This window comes from Synoicihabitans lomoniglobus, from assembly GCF_029023725.1.
Taxonomy (GTDB): domain Bacteria; phylum Verrucomicrobiota; class Verrucomicrobiia; order Opitutales; family Opitutaceae; genus Actomonas; species Actomonas lomonigloba.
The window spans coordinates 688,266-708,061 of the sequence record NZ_CP119075.1; the positions used below are offsets into that span (position 1 = coordinate 688,266).

The following is a 19,796-nucleotide window of genomic DNA, read 5'->3' on the forward strand; positions in this document are numbered from 1 at the left end:
CGAAAGAGGTTAGATGAAGGACGGGCAAATGGGGAGAGTCACCTATTTCTATGGATCAATGGCATTTAAACAAATCTTGACCCACTGAAACTAAAGGATGTCATTAAGCGAGCTAAGGTCTAAAGCCAACAGCAGATGAAGCGGAAAACGAAAAATGAAGAGCTGAAAAGCAAGCTGGCCGCCTCGCTTGACAGTTCCGCTCGTCCCCGGACTCGAAAGCCTCGCCGCGTCGCAAAAAAGAAACCGTCATCTAAAATCACTGTTCCAGAAACCATGAGCGCATCCACTGACTCAGTTACCTTGTCCCCCAGCGCGACGTCCGCGCAGTCCGTTGTCACCACCAGCGCGCTGCTGGCGGCGGGAGCCGGCGCCATTCCGGTTGCGGGATGGGACATCGCCACGATCGCCGGCATCCAACTCAAGATGCTGGCCGATATTTCCAAAATCTACGGCAAGCCTTTCACGGAGAATGTGGGTAAATCGACGTTGACCGCACTCATCGGCACGTTGGCCCCCGGTATTCTCGCCAAAAGCTCTTTCGGCTCCGCCCTGAAGACCCTGCCAGGGGTCGGTCAGTTTTTTGGTATGATTTCGGTGCCGTTGTATTCCGGCGCTATCACCTATGCGGTTGGCCGCGTGTTCATCGCTCACTACGAGTCCGATGGCACGTTGCTGACTTTCAGTCCTAAAGATTTTTCATCCCGCTTGGCTCAAGAAGTTCAGTCGGGATTGAAGAAGGTAGTATCCGTAAAAGTCTAACCCCCTCCCTCTGTCATGGTTGTAATGTGGATTCTCTATGTCGCGCTCTGCGCGTTGGTCGCTTATCTTGGTCGCGAACGTAAGTTCGGTTTTTGGCTCTACCTCTTGGCGAGCTTCCTTCTCTCCCCGCTCGTTGGCATGATCATCGTGCTGGCCTCGGAAAAGAAGGCGGCTCCTCCGATGGAAGAAGCCACGGCGGAGGCCTGATTTCCAGTCCTTACCCACCATTGATTCTCACCCGAAGGCGCCGGTCGCCTTCGGGTTTTTTTTTGACCTTCGGCGGCCGGTAAAAACGGTGGGGAGAAAGCGTTGCATGTATTGGTCCACAAGGCTCTGATCCCAACTGCTTTCCGAAAATCATGACGATTGTATTCTGCAACGGTAAAGGCGGTGCGGGGAAGACCACCCTTTCGATACTGCTGGGATGTGCGCTCGCGGATGCGGGGCGACGGGTGGGATTGATAGATCGTGATTCCCAGAAAACCGCGACGCGTTGGTTGCAGGAAACGGAGTCGGGGGTCGAGCTCGCGGTCGCTGGCGAAACCTACGACGCCACCATTATCGACACGCCGCCACGATTGGAGTCTGACGCGGTGCACCAGAGTTTGCGTGAGGCGGACCGGGTGGTGCTGGTGTCATCGCCTTCGCCGGCCGATCTGTGGACATCGCAGGAGACCAGCAAAGTGATTCAAAACCACTATCGAGGGAAGAAGGCCGCGTTGCTGTTTAATCAGGTGCAGCGCAATACCACGCTGGCCAGAGAGATGCCCCGGCTCGGCGAACGCATTGGCCTTGCTCCGCTCAAGTGCCAGGTCGGTCGTCGCCAATCCTATCAGCACGCGATGTTGCTGGGATGGAAAGCTCTGGATGCACCGGCTCGCGAAGAGATTTTGCAAGTCTCGTTGGAGATCATCACCTTCTGAGTTCATGTCGGCCGTGGTCGCCATTGCATCTCCGGCCCATGCGGCCCGCCAGCGGCGGTGGGAAGCGCTCGAACAGCAACGACGAGGCAAAGCGATGGACATTGTTCACGCGCATGTGCTGGGCAGTGTGGGAGCGAATTTGATTCCGATTCCCGTCGTCAACAGCGCAGCCATTGCCGGATTGCAGGTCACGATGTTGCGTGAATTGGCGCGATACTACGGCAAACCCTTCGATGCGAGTTCTGCGCGAGTGCTCGTCTCTTCGTTAACCATCGGAGTCGTCGATTTCGCGGTCACTCACACCGCGATTGCGATGCAGTTCAAAACCCTGGTGGCATCGATACCCGTGGTGGGCGGACTACTTCGTCATGGTGCGTGGCCCGGGGTATTGGCGGGTTACACCTACGTGTTGGGACGTTCGTGTGTGGAGCATTATGAAGCTGGCGGAGATTTCACCAAATTCTCCCAGACCACTTGGGCTCGGATGCCGTTGAACCCGATGGTCGGATTGTGAACCGACCTGACCGCAGAGGAGCGCCCCATCCATGGGCCATGGTGTGCTTGTGGATCTGGAGTGGCGCGGGCCATGTTGCCGGTGCTCCTCCCGTGGCACTTACCGCAGATACTCTGCCGGTATGGACGGTGCCGACCACGGTGGGGGAGTTCGGAGCCAGTTACGCGGGAAATTGGCAGCACCTCACATCGATCGAGAACCCCGTCGCGATGGCGGAACCGTGGTCCGGACACGGTGCGTTGCGGTTGAAACTGGATACGTCCCAACTCGTGACATCGGAGATTTTGTTCCTCCAAGTGAGTCAAGCTGGCGGCACAGAGATCCGCTTGAACGGCGAGTTGCTGGGTTGGGCTGGCCGCCCGGGTGGTTCTCCGCGCGATGAGATCGCGGTATTACGCAACGCGGAACCGCTGCCGTTGCGTTTGCAGCCGGGCGAGGATGGGATTCTCGAACTACGCCACTCCAACCACGAAGCGGTAAATTGGTCCGGAGTGCCCAACCTGAACCTCGACCTTCACATCAGGTTGATTTCTCCGAGCCAATGGGAGGAAGAAACGCGGGGGTGGAATGACACGATTCGAGCGCCGCTGTTATTTTTTATCGCGGTGCCGGGAATGTTGGCGCTGCTCCATTTGGCTTTGGCGATCTTGAAGATCGAACCACGACCGAATCTGGCGGCCGGCTGCTTCATGTTGTCGCTGGCGGTGCTGAGTGCGACGAGGTTGGCCCTGGCCAGTGCGGTCGATCTCGGTAGCTATGGGCTCGCGCACCACCTTTTCCTGGCGGTGATTCCGCTGTTCTCGGTTCTCGGCCTTCAGACCGTCTACGGTTTGCTTCGCCAGCCGCAGGGAACGCTCTACCGCGTGCTGCAAGTTTGCGGTTGGTTGGTCATCCCGGTGGTCGGATGGTGGGGTGATGCCATGGCCTTCAAGCTGGCCGCGGGCTACGGTATTGTTTGCAGCATCGAACTCCTGCGCGTTGCCACCCATGCCGTTCGGGCACGTCGGCAAGGCGCAATCCTGTTGTTCTCTGGCATGGCCTGTTTTGCCGTGGTCATCGTCTACAATGCCTTGCGCGTGCTCGAGGTTGTTCCCCCCGAGGTCTGGTCGACGCACTCCATGAACTTCGGAGTGCTGGTGTTGGCCTTCATGTTGTCACTGCACGTGGCGCGCGACTACGCTTTGACCAGTCGTCGACTTGCCGTGAAGGTCGTCGAAGTTGAGAAGCTCGGGAAAGCCAATGTGCAGCGGGAACGAGAAAAACAATTTTTATTGCCGAACAAAACGTGCGCTTGGAGACCGAGGTATCTGAGCGCACCCAGGAACTGCGGGATGAGAAAGGGAAATCCGATCGTTTGCTCGCCAATATACTCCCGCAGGAAGTCGCTCACGAACTGAAAGAATCCGGCAGCAGTAAATCGCGACGGTATGAAGAAGTGACGATTCTTTTCAGTGATTTTCGCGGCTTCACCTCCACCGTTTCCTCTATTCCAGCCCAGCGTCTGATTGCGGAACTTAATGAGCTGTTCAGTGGCTTCGATGACTTGGCCGCGCAACATGGACTGGAGAAAATCAAAACCATTGGCGATGCCTACATGGCGGCCTGTGGCTTGCCGGAGCCATGCGAAGACCACGCGGTGCGGGCGGCGTCACTGGCGTTTGCGATGCTGGGTTACACCCGGAAACGTAATGAGACCTCTGCGATCAAATGGCACATGGGGGTAGGGCTACACTCCGGGCCGGTGGTGGCGGGGGTGGTCGGTAAGTGGAAGTTCACCTAAGAGGTCTTTGGCGACACTGTGAATCTGGCCAGTCGCATGGAAACTCAGGCCGATGCAGACGGCGTTTGTGTCTCCGCCTACACCTACGATTTCGTGCGCGAAAAGTTTGACGCTGATTACCGCGGAAAAATCGAAATCAAGGCAAAGGGGGAACTGGATGTCTATTCCCTCAAGCCGCAGTCCGTCGGCTAGGCGTCGAATTTCAGGCCGAGGGTGGTGCGGGCGGGGCGGGCGATCTCGGCGTAGCGAGCGGCGGCGGCGGGGGCCTGGAGATCGATGCCGTAGGAGGGAATCAACTTTTGGATCCGGGCGAGTCCGTCTGCTCCGGCGAGCAAATGCGGGAAACTCTTTTCCACGACTTTGGTGATAATGTGCACGGAGGTCGATGCGCCGGGCGACGCCCCCAGGAGGGCGGACATGCTGCGGTCGGCGCTGGTGAGCACCTCCGTGCCGTAGTGCACGATGCCGGCTTCGCCGTCGGTTTTCTTGATCGCCTGCACGCGGATGCCGGCGTCGATGAGTTTCCAATCGGTTTCCTTCGCGTCGGGATAAAACTCGTGCAGCACTTTCATGCGGTCGGCCATGCTTTGCGTGCCCTGTTGCATGAGGTATCTGACGAGATCGAGGTTGTTCCACCCGATCTTGAGCAAGGTCGCGAGATTGTGCGGCTTGATCGAACGAGGGAGGTCCGTCCATTTCCCATGTTGGTGGAGAAACTTCGTGGTCCAGGAGGCGAAGGGTCCGAAGAGCAGGCTCTTTTTGCCGTCCAGTATCCGGGTGTCGAGATGCGGCACGGCCATGGTGGGCGCGGCACCGAGCGCTTGGCCGTATACTTTGGCATCGTGGCGTTCGACGATGGCGGGATCGTCGCAGACGAGCCATTGGCCACCGATGGGGAAACCGCCGAGACCGCGGGCTTCGGGTAGTCCGGCTTTCTGAAGGAGCAGGATGCTGCCGCCGCCGGCACCGACGAAGACGAACTTCGCGGAGGAAGTCTTGGTTGCCCCGGTGGCGAGCTCGCGCGCTTCGACTTGCCAACCGCCCCCAGGGTGGCGGGTGAGATCGGTAACGCGATGGCCCGGCATGACGGCGCAGCCTTCCTGCTGGCCGAGCCAGTTGAGCAACTTGGTTGCGATGACCCCAAAGTTGACGTCGCTGCCGCCAACCATGCGCGTGGCGGCGATGGGTTCGTCGATGCGTCCCTCGGTCAGCAACGGGGACCACGTTGCGATCTGCGCCTTGTCCGTGGTGAATTCCATCGGAGCAAAGAAATGGTGGGCGGCCAGCCCGGCGTGGCGGGCGCGCAGGTAGTCGACCTGTTCCTGCGTGCGCACGAAACTGATGTGATCCACCGGATTGATGAAACTGCGGGGATCATCGATGACCCCGGTATCCACCGCGTGGGCCCAGAACTGGAGCGATTGTTCGAATTCCTCGAAAATACCGATCGCCTTGGCAACATTGACCGTGCCGTCGGGTTCGCGGTGCGGCGTGTAGCTGAGTTCGCAAATACCCGCGTGGCCCGTGCCCGCATTGTTCCAGCCGTGCGAACTCTCGGGCGAAAGCTGATCCGCCACTTCGTAAACGTGAATGCTCAGGTTCGGGTCGAGTTGCTTGAGCAACACACCGAGGTTGGCGGACATGATGCCGCTGCCGATCAGAACAACGTCAGGAGTGGAAGAGGGCATGGCGAGGGATATTAATTTTCTTACAGAAGGTAACGAAGGAAACTAAGCAGACCAGAATAAGAGGCGGAGTGAAAGATGCCGTGGCTGGCTTTGTTCTCTTTGTTACCTTCTGTAAAAACAACAGTAGGGTATTAAGTGCGGTGACTTAGGACTTTGCTTTCGTAGGTGGCGACATCCTGGAGCCAGTCGGCGCCGACGGGGACATTGGCGCGACGGCACAGCTCATCCCAGACGACGCCCCATGGTAGGGCGCGGGTGTGTTCCATGAGCGCGAGGCGTTCGTGTCCGCTGCCCGCTTTCTCAGCGGCCTTGAGACGAGAGGTTGGATCGAGCAGTCCGCACAACATCGCCTGACGCGTGGCGCGGGTGCCGATGACGTAGGCGGCGAGGCGGTTGATCGACGCGTCGAAGAAATCGAGCGCGACGAAGATCTTGTTCCACGCCTTGCCGCGACCGATCTCGAGGAAGAGGTTGCGCACCGCATCATCAAGGATGACGACGTGGTCGCTATCCCAACGAATGGGGCGGCTGGTGTGGAGGAGCAGTTTTTGGTGGAACTGCAGGTGAGTGGAAACCTTGTCGGCGACGGATTCGGTGGGATGGAAATGACCGAGGTCGAGGCAGAGCACGAGGTCGCGGCTCAGCGCGTAGTTGGAGTAAAACTCTTGCGAGCCGACGACGTATTCCTCACTGCCGAGGCCGAAGAGTTTTCCTTCGACCGCATCGACGCACTTGGTGCGGTCGATCGAATCATCGCCGAAGATCGCGTCGTAGGAATCGCGAAGGCGCTGGCGCGGAGCGAAACGATCCGCCGGGGCGTCCTTCGCTCCGTCGGGCACCCAGTGATTGTGGACGCAGGGCGACTTGAGTTTGGTGGCAAAGTCCTGAGCGATGCGCCGGCAGGCCTGAGCGTGGTCGATCCAGAATTGGCGCACCGATTTGTCGGCGTGCGAGAGGGTGTAGCCGTCGTTGGCGAGCGGATGCGCGAAATAAGTCGGGTTGAAATCGAGCCCGATTTTTTCGCTTTTGGCCCAGTCGGTCCAGCCGGTGAAGTGACGCGGTTCGATGGCATCACGTTCGACTACGGTGTCGCCGGTCTCGGCGTAGAAGGCGTGAAGGTTGAGACGGTGTTTGCCGGGCAGCAGATCGAGCACCTTGGACAAGTCGGCGCGCATCTCGTCGCCGTTGCGGGCGCGTCCGGGATAGCCGCCCGTGGCCATGATGCCGCCACCAGCGAGACCTTCGCGAGGCGTTTCGAGACCCCGCACATCGTCAGCCTGCCAGCAATGCAGAGAGACCGGAATGGAGAGGGCTTTCTTGATGGCTTTCTCGGTATCAACGCCGAGTTCAGCGTAGGCGTCGCGGGCAAAATCGTAGGGCTTCATGAGATAGGGAAAAGGGTTAACGGGGTTGGTAGATTTTGGGCTTAAGTTGTGTCGCGAGGGCCGCGCGGAAGGTGGCGAGATTCTTCACGGCCTTTAGCGCGATGAGTTGGTTGGCGAAGTTGCCGACGGCGGAGCCTTCGAGATTGAAGGAGAGCACGGGCAGTCCGGAGGCATTGGCGGTGGCCTGGCAAAGGAGGGCGTTTTTAGAACCGCCGCCGACCATGAGAATGCGTTTGAAGGTCCGGTTCGCCAAGTGCTCGAAACGGCGGATGACATCGGCGTGACCCTGGCCGAGTGAATCACAGATGAGGCGCACATACTCGACGAGCTCCTGCGGTGGTTTGGTGCGGTGGCGGCGCAACTGCGCGTCGATGGCGGCCTTCATGGACGGAGGGTTAGCGAAGGCCGGATCGGTGACATCGAGCAGTCGGGCGGGCGCGGGTAGGGCGGCGGCGTTTTTGAGCAGCGCCTTCCATGATCGATCGTTGGCGGGACGGGAATCGAAGGCTTTTAGCGTGCCTTCCAGTAACCACAAACCAATGACGTTGACGAGCGGGCGGTATTCGCCGCGACCGGTGCGATCATTGGCCACGCGGGTGGCGAGCGCTTCCTCACCGAGCAGTGGTTGCGTGCTTTCGAAACCGACCAGTGACCACGTGCCGGAGCTCAGGAAAATGTCATCGCCATCGGGCGCCGCCGGCATGGCGTCGTAGGCGCAGGTGGTGTCGTGGCCGGGCACCGCTACGACGGTGGTTTTGCCCAAATCGGGCATGCCGCGCACGCGGCCGAGTTTGGTGCCGGACTTGATGGGTGAGCCGAGCCACCGCGGCGGCACGCCGAAATGTTTGAGGGCCGTTTTCGACCAGTCGTTGCTACCGACGTCGAGCAATTGGGTCGTGCTCGCGATGGAGAGGCCGTGGGCCATGCGGCCGGAGAGCAGGTAGTTGAAATAGTCCGGTAGAAATAGGCAGCGGGTGGCCAGTTTTTTGATGGCCGGACACGAGGCGACCGTTTCGGCCAACTGCAGTGAACTGTTGTAGAAAACGGCCGGGATGCCGGTGGCGGCGTAAATTCGGCCGAGATCGGCGGGTGAATCGAGCAACGCTTGCAGGCCGGGTTGGGTGCGGGCGTCGCGGTAGGCGTGCGTCGGGAAAACCATGCGACCGGCGTCGTCGACCAACACGTGATCGACGCCCCAGGTATCGACTCCGACCGAGGCGAGACTCGCCCCGGACGGCAAGCTGGCGGCGGCTAGCGCGAGGCCCGTTTGAACCTCGTTCCACAAGCCAGCGACGTCCCAGTAGTCGTGGCCGTTGACCGAACGCAGGGCGTTGGGGAAGCGGTGAACCTCCGTAGTGGAAAGTTCATTACCGTGCCACGTGCCGACCATGACACGACCGGAGGTCGCGCCCAGATCAATGGCGGCGCAGTGGAGAGGAAGGGGAGGAGCAGGCACGGGGTTAGGTTGTTTTTTACAGGAGGGAACGGAGGAAAACAGAGCTGGGAGGCAGGCTCGTTCTTACGGGAGACAATCAAGAGAGTGGAATTCGTAATGTATAAATGAATACATATTGTCTTCTCCGTTTCGCTCTGTTTTCTCCTGTGAAGATTTGGTGTCCTGCTGGGTTCTGTTTTCTTCCGGTGGGATAAGCCAGTTCCTTAGCGCAGGAACGCTTCGTGCAGGCCGCCGTCGACGGTCACGATTTGACCGGTGGTCTTGCTGAGGCGTTCGCTCACGAGGAGGAAGTAGGCCTCGGCTTGATCGGCCGGCGTGATGGGCGATTTGGTGAGCGTGCGGTCGGCGTAGAACTGGGCGAGTTTGGTGACCAGGGACTCGGTCTCCTCATCGTCGGTGTAGGCGATGTCGTATTTCGCGAGCGAACCGATAACCCGGTCGCGGGGGAACATGGCCGAGCCCTTGACGACGGTCGCGGGAGCGACGCCGTTGACGCGCACGAGCGGAGACAACTCGATGGCGAGTTCGCGAACCAAATGGTTCGCCGCGGCTTTGGACGTGTCGTAGGCGAGCGAGCCTTTTTTGGCCACGGCGGCGTTGGCGGATGTCGTGAGCACGAGGTTGCCGCGCAGACCCTGAGCCCGCCAGGACTTGGCGGCTTCGTCGGCGACGAGGTAGCCGCCGGTGACGTTGATACCGAAGGTGAGCGCCCACTTGTCGTCGGGAATGTGTCCGGTGGTGTCGGCAGGGACGAAGATGCCGGCGGTGACGCAGATGTGATCGAAACCGCCGTAAGCGAGCGCGACCTGATCGAGCATGGCGCGGATGCTGGCGCGATCGGTGACGTTGGCGGCGAGGCCGATGGCCGGACCGCAGCCGGAGATGCCCGAGCCCGCGACCCCGATGCCTTGACCGTATTGGTCGGTGATCTCTTTGGCGGTGGCTTCGGCGGCGGCGAGATTGAGGTCAACGCAGACGACGTGCGCACCGTCCTTGACGAGGCGCAGAGCTGTTTCCTTGCCGATACCGGAACCGGCGCCGACAACGATGATGACTTGGCGGGCGAGCTCCTGCTCGGCGGGCATGCGCTTGAGTTTGGCCTCTTCGAGCAACCAGTATTCGATGTCGAAAGCTTCCTGTTGCGGCAGCGCGATGTAGGTGTCGATGGCCTCGGCACCGCGCATGACTTCGACGGCGCAGTTGTAGAATTCGGCGGTGACGCGGCTCTCGGATTTGCTCTTGCCCCAGGCGATCATGCCGATGCCGGGAATGAGCACGACGGTCGGGTTGGCGTCGCGCATGGCGGGCGAATTGTCGTGGCGGCAGGCCTGGTAGTAGGCGGCGTAGTCGAGGCGATATTGTGCGAGGCCGTCGGTGAGTTTGGTTTTGAGAGCGTCGAGGTCCTCGGTCTGCGGATTCCAATCCACGTAGAGCGGTTTGATCTTGGTGCGCAGGAAGTGGTCGGGGCAGGACGTGCCGAGCTCGGCGAGACGCGGAGCGTCGGCGGAGTTGACGAAGCGTAGGATCTTGGCGTCGTCCTGGACGGTGCCGATGAGGCGCTTTTGTTGTGAAACTTGTCCGCGTAGCCATGGCAGGATGGCGGCGAGGGTGGCGTGACGATCGGCTTCGGGCAGCGTCTCGAACTTCTGGCCACCAAAGGCGGCGGCGTCACCGCCCTTGGCCTCGTATCTTTCCTCGATGAAAGCGGCGGCTTGTTCGATGAGATCGAGGGTGCGGGTGTAGCAGGCCTTCTCGTCGTCGTCCCACGAGATGAAACCGTGCTGGCCCATCATGATGGCCTTCACGTCGGGTTGTTTTTCCGAAATCTCCTGCATGGCGAGACCGAGTTCGAAGCCGGGACGCATCCACGGCACGTAAGCCATGGCGCCACCGAAAATTTCCTGCGTGAGCTCCTCGCAACGCGCGCTCGCCGCGACGGCGATGACGGCATTGGGGTGCATGTGGTCGATGTGTTTGCCGGGCAGAAAACTGTGCAACGGCGTATCGATGGAGGACGGACGCGGGTTCAGGTTGAACGTCGTGTGCGCCTGCATGGCGACCATGGCGTCCTCGCCGGGATTTTTGAGACCTTTGTCGGGACGAGCGGCGTAGACGCGCTGCAACTCGATCATGCGTGATTGGTAAAGGGAGGAGAAGTTGGCGCGCTTCGACGTGCGCAGATCGCCGCCGGAGCCCTTGACCCACAGGACCTCGACCTCTTCGCCGGAGATGGGATCGGTTTCGATCAACTTGGACGACGTGTTGCCGCCGCCGGTGTTGGTGATGCGCTGGTCGTCGCCGAGGATGTTGGAGCGGTAGACGAGGCGGTCGACAGGATCGAGCGACGCGGCTTTGGCGTCGTCCCAAGAGAAGGTAACGTGCTGGTAGGTGGACATGGGAAAAAGGAGGTTTTGAACCGTGGGTAGAGCGAAAGGGAGCGGTGAGTATAGCGGAAACGGACGTTGATCTGAATGCGTAGTCTGATCAAAAACATACAGATTATGTCCGAATCGCCCGACTTTGCCCGGTATCTGCCTTCATCACCGATGACGCAGGCATGGGGCGTGGCGGTGACGGGCGGCGGCATACAGGTCGTGGCCCCGGGGGAAACCTATCCGCCAGCGGGGCATCCGTCGGATCACGTGTTTCGGTGGGAAAGCGGTCGGGTGCTGGGATCGTTGCAACTCGTGTTGGTGCGCACCGGACGAGGCAGCTTTGAATCGAGGCGCACGGGCGTGCAAACGGTGCGGCCCGGAGACGTGTTGATTCTGCCGCCGCACGCGTGGCATCGCTACAGTCCCGAACCGACGACGGGCTGGGAAGAATGGTGGATCGAGTTGGAAGGTCCGGTGGTGACCCAACTCGAGGAGACGGGAGTGCTCGGTCGTGATGCGCGGATGGTGCGACCGTCCCGAGCCGCCGATTTGGAGGTGGTGTGGCGACAGATTCACCGACGGTTGGCGAGTGAGCAGGCGTCGTCGCATGACCCGGAACGCGGAGCGCTCGGCTTGCAGGCGCTCACCCTGGTGATGGAGCGCGATGCGTTCGAAACGGCGGACGAGCAACGCGTCGGTTGGGTGGGTCAAGCCGAGCACGAACTGGCGGCGGATTTGCGGAATCCGCCCGGGGCGGAGGAACTCGCGCGTCGGCTCGGGGTTTCTTACACGCATTTCCGGCGGGAGTTTAAACGGGCGACCGGCATGGCCCCGCACCGTTATTTGTCGCGACTGCGGCTGACGCAGGCGCGACGCATGTTGGGATCGGGGCGGGTGACGCTGGACCACGTGGCCGACCGGCTGGGTTACAGCTCGGCGTTTCATTTGTCGGCGGCGTTCAAGCGCGAGTTTGGGATGTCGCCGCGCGACTGGCGCACGCGCGCCACGAACGCCTAAGCCGGGGGCAGTCGCGTGGCGGATTCGGACGATCCGAACAGGTTTGTGGCGTGATTTCCGGCGCGATGAAGATTGAAGGTGTCTGGCCGGTTGTCACCGCGATGGTTTTTTGCATGGCTGATGGCTTCACCCCTTCGCCGGGAAAATGACCGGCCCACGTTTTACCCCGTCCCTTCATTGAGTTCCCCTCCGCTTTCGCTTCATGGTATCAGCAAGTCCTTCGGGGCGGTGCGGGCTTTGTCGGGTTTGGACTTCGAGTTGGCGGAAGGGGAAGTGCATGCGGTGCTGGGCGAAAACGGGGCGGGCAAAAGCACGTTGATCAAACTGATTACCGGAGCCTTGGAGCCGAGCGCGGGAACGATTGAAATTTTTGGCGACGCGGAGTCGCGACTGACGCCGCAAGCCGCGCGGGCGAAGGGCGTGGCGTGCATTTATCAGCAACCCGCGCTGTTTCCGGATCTGTCGGTGGCCGAGAACATCGGCTTGCGGCTGGAGGAAACGCGCGGAGGCGCACGCGTGGCCTGGCGAGCGCGGGAGGAACGGGCGGCGGTGTTGTTGGCCAAGTGTGGGGCGCGGATCGATCCGCGAACGGAAGTCCGCGAACTCTCGATGCCGGAGCAACAGTTGGTCGAGATCGCCTGTGCGATCGGAGCGGAGGCGCGGATTGTGATCATGGATGAACCGACGGCGTCGCTGACGCGGTCGGAGCAAGAGCGATTGTTTGCCATCGTGCGGGAGTTCAAAGCGAGCGGGCGCAGTGTGATTTATATCTCCCACCGGTTGGAGGAAGTGTTTGCACTCGCTGATCGGGTGACGGTGTTGCGAGACGGCACGAGCGTCGGCACCCATGCCATCACGGATCTCGATGAAGCGTCGGCGATCGCGTTGATGGTCGGTCGCGAAGTGGAACTGACGGTGCCGCGGGGCGCGGTCGACGGCGATGGGCCCGATCACACGGTGTTGGCGTTGACCGGAGTCGGTTGCACGGCGTCGGGCGTGCGCGAGGTTACCCTGGATGTGGGGGCGGGTGAGGTGATGGGCTTGGCGGGACTGGTGGGAGCGGGGCGCACGGAGCTGGCCCGGATATTGTTTGGGCTCACTCCGGCGGACGCGGGTCGCATTTGCTTGGACGGAGCGGAGATTCTGCCGCGCAGTCCGGCCGAAGCGATGGCCCATGGGATCGCTTACGTGCCGGAGGACCGGCGGCAGCACGGCGTGGTGCTGGAGTTGCCGATCGCGCAGAACGTTTCGTTGGCATCGTTTGGGCGGCTCTTTCGCGGGGGCTGGCTCAATGCGACTAGGGAACGCCAGTTGGGCCGTGACTACATTGACCGGTTGGCGGTGAAAACGACCGGACCGGATGCGTTGGCGGGGAGCTTGAGCGGGGGCAATCAGCAGAAGGTGGCGCTGGCGCGATGGCTGGCCACGGCGCCGCGGTTATTGATTTTGGATGAACCGACTCAAGGCGTGGATGTGGGCGCGAAGGGCGAGATTCATCGGTTGATTCGAGAGCAGGCCGACGCGGGCATGGCGGTGCTCATGATTTCGAGTGACCTACCGGAAGTGTTGGCGGTGAGCGATCGCATCGGCGTGATGCGGGGCGGGCGCTTGGCGGGCATATTGCCCGGTGGCAGCAGTGCCGAGCATGTGATGGGTATGGCGTTGGGCCGCGACAAAAACGGGGAGACGGCGGCATGAAGCAGTGGGGACGAACCGGATGGCTGCTCGCCGTGGTGGGTGTGGTGTTGCTGGCGATGGCGATTATGGCGCCGGGCTTTTACGAGCCGCAGCCGCTGTTGTCGTTGTTCACGCGTAAGGCGCCGTTGTTGGTGATGGTGACGGGCATGACGCTGGTGATCCTGACCCGGCAGATCGATATTTCGGTGGGATCGGTGTTCTCAGTGGCGGGGGTGGTGGCGGCGATCGCGGCGGCGGCGGGTTGGCCGTTGCCACTGGTATTCGCGGCGGCGATGGCGAGCGGGGCGTTGCTCGGCGCGTGCAACGCGGTGTTGGTGGCGGGGCTCGGGCTGCCGTCGATCGTGGTGACGTTGGCCATGATGGTCGCGGTGCGCCAGGGATTGAACCTCGGCCGGCAAGGACGGTTCGTGGAATTACCCGAAGGCGTGCAGTGGTTTGGCTGGGGCCAATTGACCGGACAGGTGGTGGTATTGGCGATCGCGGTGGTGGTGACGGTGACCGTAGCGTGGGGGCTGCGGCATCTGGCGGTGGGGCGCTGGGTTTATGCGGTGGGATCGGACGCGGAGGCGGCCCGACTCGCGGGGATTCGGCCGCGACGCGTGACGTTTGGCGCGTTGGTGGCGATGGGCATGTTCGCGGGATTGGCGGCGGCGTTGAACATGGTGCAATCGCCGCAGCTGCAGCCGTCGTCGGGCACGGGGTTTGAGTTGGAAGTAATCGCGGCGGTGGTCGTGGGCGGGGTGGCTATTTCGGGCGGGCGGGGTCGACTCAGCGGGGCGTGTGTCGGTTTGGTTTTGCTCATGTTGGTGGCGCCGGCGCTGACGCATCTGCGCGTGCCGGCCTATTGGGAAAAAGCGATTCAGGGCGCGGTGATTTTGGCGGCGGCGTGGTCGGAGCGGGAGCGTAAAAAAGTCGCCGCGGTGGCGGTTGCGGAAGGGCCCGCCGCATGAGCGAAGTGAAATCAAATTGGCGGGCCTGGCTGGCCCGGCCGGAAACGATATTGGCGATTCTATTGGTGGTGGAGTGGCTGTTGTTTTGGCACTTTGGCACCACGACCAACCGGCGTGGTGTGGTGGTCGGTTTTGGCACGATGGATCGCCAGTTCGACCTGTTGCGGCATTCGTGCGAAATCGGTCTGTTGGCGTTGGCGCTGACGCCGGTGATTTTGACGGGAGGAATCGATTTATCGGTGGGGTCGCTGTTGGGGCTATGTGCGGTGGTGTTTGGTGGGTTGTGGCAGAGCTTTGGCTTGCCGGTGGGCGTGGCCGCACTGGCGACCGTGGCGGTGGGCGGGGTGGCGGGCGGCATCAATGCGGGGCTGGTGGCGAAGGTGAGGTTGCCGCCGCTGATTGTGACGTTGGGCACCTATTCGTTGTTTCGAGGGGTGGCTGAGGGCATGACGCAGGGCTCGGCCACCTACACGGGGTTTCCGGCGGGATTTCTGGCACTGGGGCAGGGACGTTGGCTGGGCGTGCCCACGCAATTGTGGTTGTTCGCAGTAGTGGCGCTATTGGTCTGGCTGCAGGTGCATCGCACTACGTTGGGGCGGGTTTGGCGCGCGGTGGGATTTGCGCCCGAAGGCGCACGCTACGCGGGGCTGCGCGTGGGGCGGGTGACGGCCTGGGCCTATGTGATGGCAGGCATGATCGCGGGGCTTGCGGCGGTGATTTACACGGCACGGCTCGGGCAGGCGCGGGCGGATGCGGGCACGGGCTACGAACTCTTTGCGATCACGGCGGTCGTGTTGGGCGGCACGAGTATCTTTGGCGGGCGGGGTGGCGTGGTGGGCACCTTGCTGGGCGTGGCGGCGATCGCAGTGTTGAAGAGTGGACTCGCGACGCTGCCGATTGTGGTCAAAATGAACGCGGCTGAAGAAATTTCCGGCCTCCTCACCGGTGCGTTGTTGATCGCGGCCTTGGCGGCCGGAGCAGTGCCGCGCTGGTGGAAATCCCGCGTGACCTCCTGAATTTATTTAATGATGAAAACTCCCCGAATTCCCCTGTTTCGATTTCTGATGGTATGGCTGCTGGGCGCGACGATCGCTTCGGCGGCGGACCAGCAACTGTTGGTCGCCATGTTGCCGAAGGCGAAAGGCAACGCCTACTTCCTGTCTTGCAAAGAAGGGGCGGATCGCGCGGCGGCGGAGCTCGGGGTCGAGCTGCTCTTTGATGGGCCGACCGAGACGAACGCGGCCAAGCAAAATGAGATTGTGGAGAACTGGATCACTTACGGCGTCGACGTGATTGCGGTGGCGGCGGAGAACAAGGAAGGCCTTTCCACGGCACTGCGACGGGCGCAGCGCGATGGCATTCCGGTGGTGACCTACGATGCGGACGCGTTGCCGGATGCGCGGTCGTTTTTTGTGAACCAGGCCACGCCGCAGGGGATCGGTTACAAGTTGATGGACGAAGCGGCGCGGATTTGTGGTGAGGAAGGGGAGTTCGCCATCATCACGGCGACGTTGACGGCGGCGAACCAACGCGAATGGCAGCGGCACGTGGAGGCGCGGCTGGCGGAACGTTATCCCAAGATGAAACTGGTGGCGGTGCGACCGAGCGACGATTTGAAGGATCGTGCGCAAAGCGAGGCGACGGCGTTGATGAGCGCGCATCCAAATTTGAAGCTGTTGATGGCGCTGTGCTCACCGGCGGTGCCGGGAGCGGCGGAAGCAGTGAAACAGTCGGGCAAGACCGGAAAAGTGAAGGTCATCGGGCTCGGACTCCCCAGTGAGAATCGACGCTATGTCCATGAAGGTGTCACGGAGGGCGTGGTGTTGTGGAACACGGTGGATCTCGGATACCTCGCGATTCAGACGGCTGTCGGCGTGGCGCGCGGCACGCTGAAGCCCGGGGCGACGACCTTTGACGCGGGTGACTTGGGGCAGGTCGAAGTCGCGGGTGACAACGTGTTGCTCGGGGAACCGTTCCTGTTTACGGCCGACAACATCGACGACTTCGATTTCTGAGCGGTCCCGATAGAGTGGTGCCCTGGGCCGGACTCGAACCGGCACGGCCTTACGGCCAGGAGATTTTAAGTCTCCGGTGTCTACCATTCCACCACCAGGGCGTTGTTGGAGCGGAACGTTCTCGAACGGTTTCGCCGTCGTCAACGTCATGGTGGGCTTAAAACCAACCTTGCGGCGCGTCATCGCCGGGCACAGGAACGGCGCGTGAAAATAGGACTCATGGGTGGAAGCTTCGATCCGGTGCACTTCGGGCATTTGGTCGCGGCGCAAGATGCGATGGAGCAACACCGGCTCGATCGCGTGATCCTGTTGCCGGCGGCGCAAGCGCCGCTCAAAGCCCACGAGGTTTTCACGTCGGGGGAGCACCGGGTGGCGATGTTGCGGGCGGCGGTGGACTGGGACCACCGGTTCGAGGTGTCCGATTTCGAGGTGAGCCAGGGCGGGGTGAGCTATACGATCGAAACGGTGCGGCACTTCCGGAAGCAATTTCCGGCGGACGAGCTCTATTGGATCATGGGCGGCGATCAATTGCCCAAACTCGACCAATGGCGTGACATCGCGGAGTTGGCGGAACTGACCGAATTCATCTTCCTCGAACGTCCGGGACATCCGGCCAAAACGGCACCGGCCATCCCCGGTTTGCGGCTGCATCGCTGCGACGGCCACTTGATTGAAATCAGCTCCACGGAGCTGCGGGAGCGGATTTTGCGCGGGTTGTCCCTCGACTATTTCGTGCCGCATAACGCGATTGTGTATATCCACGAGCATGCGTTGTATGGGCGGAAAGACTAAATGCCTGCTCGTTCCACTTCCCCTTCCACCGCCGTTTCTTCGGCGAAGACTTCACCCGACTCACTGTCGCTCGTCGCCCAGCTCGTCAAAGCGCTGGACGATAAAAAGGCGGGCGATCTGCGTGTGCTCTCCGTGGGGGAGCATTCCAGTATCACCGACTATTTGATTCTGGCCTCCGGGCAGGCGAACACCCACCTGCGCGCTCTCCGCATCGAAGCCGAGCGCACCCTCGATGCCGCCGGTGCCCCGATCGCGGGCATCGAGTCCGGTGATGAGAGCGGCTGGATCGTTTTCGACGCGTATCAGATCATGATCCATCTGTTCATGCCCGAGCAACGTGAGGTCTACCAATTGGAGCAATTATGGCGGGACGCCGATGAGATCGACGTGGAGAAGCTCCTGAATCCGCCAAAACCCAAGGCACCGGCCAAACGGAAGACCGCGACTAAAAAGACCGCGGCTAAGAAGACGGCAGCCAAGAAGACGGCCGTGAAGAAGAAGGCACCGGCCAAAAAGGCGGTGGCGGTGAAAAAAGTGGCCAAGAAGGCCGCCGCCAAAAAGACGACGGTCAAAAAGAAATCGGCTTGAGCCTGGCGGTCTGGTCTCGGCCGGGCAATGAAAGGGCCGGGCGGAGGTGGTCAGCAATGCTGACGCATCCCGCGGGGTTCAGAAACCGTAGCCGATCGAACTGGTGATGCGCTGGTCCGTTTTGGCGTCGCTGGTGGAGACCGCGTTGTCGAACTCGTATTCGTAGCGCAGGTTGATCTGGATGCGTTCGGTGATTTGGCCCTGCAGCGCGGTGTTGAAACGCACTTTGTAGTTGGGCAGATCTTCGGTGGTGGGCGTCGGCTGGTTGGCGACGGTGACGAAGCGGGAGCGGCCATCGGGGGAGTATTGCGCCACGGCATCCTGCACGAACTTGATGCGTTTGCTGATCTGGTAGGAATAGTCCTGAAAGAGTTCGATCAGGGTATAGAAATTGCCGTCGAGGGATTCTTCGTTGCGATATTGGGCGGTCAAACCACCGCCGATGTTCACGGCGTGGTCGTCGGATTTGAAGAGGCGGTAGCCGGCACCGATGTTTTGTTCCCAGTTGTCGGTAATGTTCTTCAGATCGTCGCGGTAGTAACTGCTCAAGGACTGTGCGAATGTGCGCTCCCCGAGTTCACGGCGCCAACGGAAGCTGCCGTCGTAGCGACTCTTGTTGACCACATTGTCCTGTTCGCCGCGCAGGATGCGGGTGTTGGCCTTGAAGGTATTGACGCCGTAGGTTCGCTCGGCGGTGGCTCGCAGGTCGATATTGATGGAGTCCTTGCGACCCTGTTCCTGGCGAAAACCCAGTTCGACGCTGCCGGACCAGGGGGTGATCTTGGCCGCCACCTTTGCTTTTGGGGAGGCATCGGGTGCTTGGGGCGGAACCGCGGGAGCGGCTTGTTCTGCGGTTGCCGCTTCCTGTGCATCTGATTCGACGACGACAGGAGCGATGGCGGCGAGTTCGGGCACGGGAATGGAGCTTCCTAATTTTACGTCGGCGGTGGAAACCTCGATCCGACCAACCATGGGGGCGTCGAAAACGATGATTTCGTCGGTTTGGCTCACGACCTCACCGCTCAGTCGGTCGCCATTGTGGAAAATCAATTCTTCGGCGTGGAGTGGGCCTGTGCATGCGGAAGCCACCAGAAGAAGCAGGAAAGTGAAATGCGAATTGAGCGGTGCGGATACCATTTTGCTTAAACGAGCACGTAAATGCGGACTTTCCTGACGAACAACAGATGAATCCGTTTTGGGATGTAAAAAGCCCCTGAATTGTTCCGCCGGGGGTGTCGTTTCGCAATGGATTGGCATTGGTGGATCCCACCTATGGCCCTGAAACTAAATGAGATGCCGAAGACAAATTGTGCGGTTAGCGCTTAAATTGGTTGCGTAATAATACCCACAAGTCGTTTGCAAGATTGCACTTGCGATAAATAAATCGACCCGGCTTGCTGGAAGAACGCTCATTTCCGGGCGCATATCATAATCATAATCCAGACCACACATATGAAGAACAACAATTCCTCCAAGGGCTTTACGCTCGTTGAAATCATGATCGTTGTCGTCATCATCGGCCTCTTGGCTGCGATGGCCATTCCGGCGTTCCAAAAGGTCCGCGCCAGCTCGCAGGACAAGGCGGTTCTCAACAACCTCCGTCAACTCGGTTCCGCCGCTGACCAATACTTCCTCGAGAACGGTGTCAGTGAAGTCACGTCTTCCTCCCTCGTGGGCACGAACTCCAGCAACTACATCAAGTCCGTGCAGACCGTTGCGGGTGAGACCTACGTCACGACCCTCGAGCAGGGTGCTGCCGTTACCGCGTTCGACGTCGCCGGTGCTCGCACGATCACCTACAATAACTGATTCGTTCTTGCCGAACTTTCGAGCCGCCCAATTCATTGGGCGGCTTT

18 protein-coding genes, 1 tRNA gene and 1 pseudogene are annotated in these 19,796 nt (G+C 60.8%); 14 read left to right on the forward strand and 6 right to left on the reverse strand.

Annotation, left to right across the window (positions count from 1 at the left end):
* The first annotated feature begins 135 nt into the window (after positions 1-135).
* The 6 genes and pseudogenes from PXH66_RS02515 (at position 136) to PXH66_RS02540 (ending at position 4,168) form a co-directional block, all read left to right on the forward strand.
* Positions 136-759 carry a YcjF family protein gene (locus PXH66_RS02515; protein WP_330932209.1) on the forward strand — a complete coding sequence of 208 codons (624 nt, stop codon included), beginning with the start codon at positions 136-138 and terminating at the stop codon, positions 757-759.
* A gap of 15 nt (positions 760-774) precedes the next feature.
* On the forward strand, positions 775-966 hold the full coding sequence (locus tag PXH66_RS02520; protein WP_330930252.1) for a hypothetical protein: 192 nt from the start codon (positions 775-777) through the stop codon (positions 964-966).
* A 152-nt stretch (positions 967-1,118) separates the two neighbouring features.
* Positions 1,119-1,682 carry a ParA family protein gene (locus PXH66_RS02525; protein ID WP_330930253.1) on the forward strand — a complete coding sequence of 188 codons (564 nt, stop codon included), beginning with the start codon at positions 1,119-1,121 and terminating at the stop codon, positions 1,680-1,682.
* 4 nt (positions 1,683-1,686) lie between these two features.
* A complete protein-coding gene (locus PXH66_RS02530) occupies positions 1,687-2,196 on the forward strand; it encodes a YcjF family protein (RefSeq protein ID WP_330930254.1) in 510 nt (169 codons plus the stop codon).
* A 284-nt stretch (positions 2,197-2,480) separates the two neighbouring features.
* Positions 2,481-3,593: a 7TM diverse intracellular signaling domain-containing protein gene (locus PXH66_RS02535; protein ID WP_330932210.1), complete on the forward strand. Its 1,113-nt coding sequence runs from the start codon at positions 2,481-2,483 to the stop codon at positions 3,591-3,593.
* 38 nt (positions 3,594-3,631) lie between these two features.
* Positions 3,632-4,168 (forward strand): annotated as a pseudogene (locus PXH66_RS02540) (adenylate/guanylate cyclase domain-containing protein).
* On the opposite strand, the gene mqo reads toward PXH66_RS02540, so the two are convergent.
* From mqo to PXH66_RS02560, 4 genes are all read right to left on the reverse strand, one after another.
* On the reverse strand, positions 4,165-5,664 hold the full coding sequence (gene mqo, locus PXH66_RS02545; RefSeq protein WP_330930256.1) for a malate dehydrogenase (quinone): 1,500 nt from the start codon (positions 5,662-5,664) through the stop codon (positions 4,165-4,167). The pseudogene PXH66_RS02540 and the gene mqo sit on opposite strands and share 4 nt — an antisense overlap.
* A gap of 131 nt (positions 5,665-5,795) precedes the next feature.
* On the reverse strand, positions 5,796-7,049 hold the full coding sequence (locus tag PXH66_RS02550) for an L-rhamnose isomerase (protein ID WP_330930257.1): 1,254 nt from the start codon (positions 7,047-7,049) through the stop codon (positions 5,796-5,798).
* 16 nt (positions 7,050-7,065) lie between these two features.
* A complete protein-coding gene (locus PXH66_RS02555; RefSeq protein WP_330930258.1) occupies positions 7,066-8,505 on the reverse strand; it encodes a rhamnulokinase in 1,440 nt (479 codons plus the stop codon).
* A 203-nt stretch (positions 8,506-8,708) separates the two neighbouring features.
* On the reverse strand, positions 8,709-10,901 hold the full coding sequence (locus PXH66_RS02560; protein WP_330930259.1) for a bifunctional rhamnulose-1-phosphate aldolase/short-chain dehydrogenase: 2,193 nt from the start codon (positions 10,899-10,901) through the stop codon (positions 8,709-8,711).
* Between the two features lie 105 nt (positions 10,902-11,006).
* On the opposite strand from PXH66_RS02560, the gene PXH66_RS02565 reads away from it, so the two are divergent.
* The 5 genes from PXH66_RS02565 to PXH66_RS02585 all read left to right on the forward strand — a co-directional run bounded on the left by PXH66_RS02565 (position 11,007) and on the right by PXH66_RS02585 (position 16,560).
* Positions 11,007-11,897, forward strand: a complete 891-nt coding sequence (locus PXH66_RS02565; RefSeq protein WP_330930260.1) for an AraC family transcriptional regulator — start codon at positions 11,007-11,009, stop codon at positions 11,895-11,897.
* A 177-nt stretch (positions 11,898-12,074) separates the two neighbouring features.
* Entirely contained in the window at positions 12,075-13,595 is a 1,521-nt protein-coding gene (locus PXH66_RS02570; protein WP_330930261.1) for a sugar ABC transporter ATP-binding protein, read from the forward strand.
* On the forward strand, positions 13,592-14,545 hold the full coding sequence (locus PXH66_RS02575; protein WP_330930262.1) for an ABC transporter permease: 954 nt from the start codon (positions 13,592-13,594) through the stop codon (positions 14,543-14,545). The genes PXH66_RS02570 and PXH66_RS02575 overlap by 4 nt, the downstream gene beginning before the upstream one ends.
* Positions 14,542-15,561 (forward strand): ABC transporter permease, encoded by a 1,020-nt coding sequence (locus PXH66_RS02580; protein ID WP_330930263.1) that lies wholly within the window; start codon positions 14,542-14,544, stop codon positions 15,559-15,561. Before PXH66_RS02575 ends, PXH66_RS02580 begins: the two co-directional genes overlap by 4 nt.
* A gap of 12 nt (positions 15,562-15,573) precedes the next feature.
* Positions 15,574-16,560: an autoinducer 2 ABC transporter substrate-binding protein gene (locus tag PXH66_RS02585; protein ID WP_330930264.1), complete on the forward strand. Its 987-nt coding sequence runs from the start codon at positions 15,574-15,576 to the stop codon at positions 16,558-16,560.
* 15 nt (positions 16,561-16,575) lie between these two features.
* On the opposite strand, the gene PXH66_RS02590 is transcribed toward PXH66_RS02585, so the two are convergent.
* Positions 16,576-16,661: transfer RNA gene (locus PXH66_RS02590), tRNA-Leu, on the reverse strand.
* 103 nt (positions 16,662-16,764) lie between these two features.
* On the opposite strand from PXH66_RS02590, the gene nadD reads away from it, so the two are divergent.
* Positions 16,765-17,352, forward strand: a complete 588-nt coding sequence (nadD, locus tag PXH66_RS02595; RefSeq protein WP_330930265.1) for a nicotinate-nucleotide adenylyltransferase — start codon at positions 16,765-16,767, stop codon at positions 17,350-17,352.
* Positions 17,353-17,940 (forward strand): ribosome silencing factor, encoded by a 588-nt coding sequence (gene rsfS / locus PXH66_RS02600; protein ID WP_330930266.1) that lies wholly within the window; start codon positions 17,353-17,355, stop codon positions 17,938-17,940. It begins immediately after the preceding gene.
* Positions 17,941-18,018: 78 nt separating this feature from the next.
* Here rsfS and PXH66_RS02605 read toward each other — a convergent pair whose 3' ends face one another.
* Positions 18,019-18,951 carry a DUF481 domain-containing protein gene (locus tag PXH66_RS02605; protein WP_330932211.1) on the reverse strand — a complete coding sequence of 311 codons (933 nt, stop codon included), beginning with the start codon at positions 18,949-18,951 and terminating at the stop codon, positions 18,019-18,021.
* Positions 18,952-19,392: 441 nt separating this feature from the next.
* Between PXH66_RS02605 and PXH66_RS02610 the strand changes: the two genes are divergently transcribed.
* Entirely contained in the window at positions 19,393-19,749 is a 357-nt protein-coding gene (locus PXH66_RS02610; protein ID WP_330930268.1) for a prepilin-type N-terminal cleavage/methylation domain-containing protein, read from the forward strand.
* Positions 19,750-19,796 lie beyond the last annotated feature (47 nt).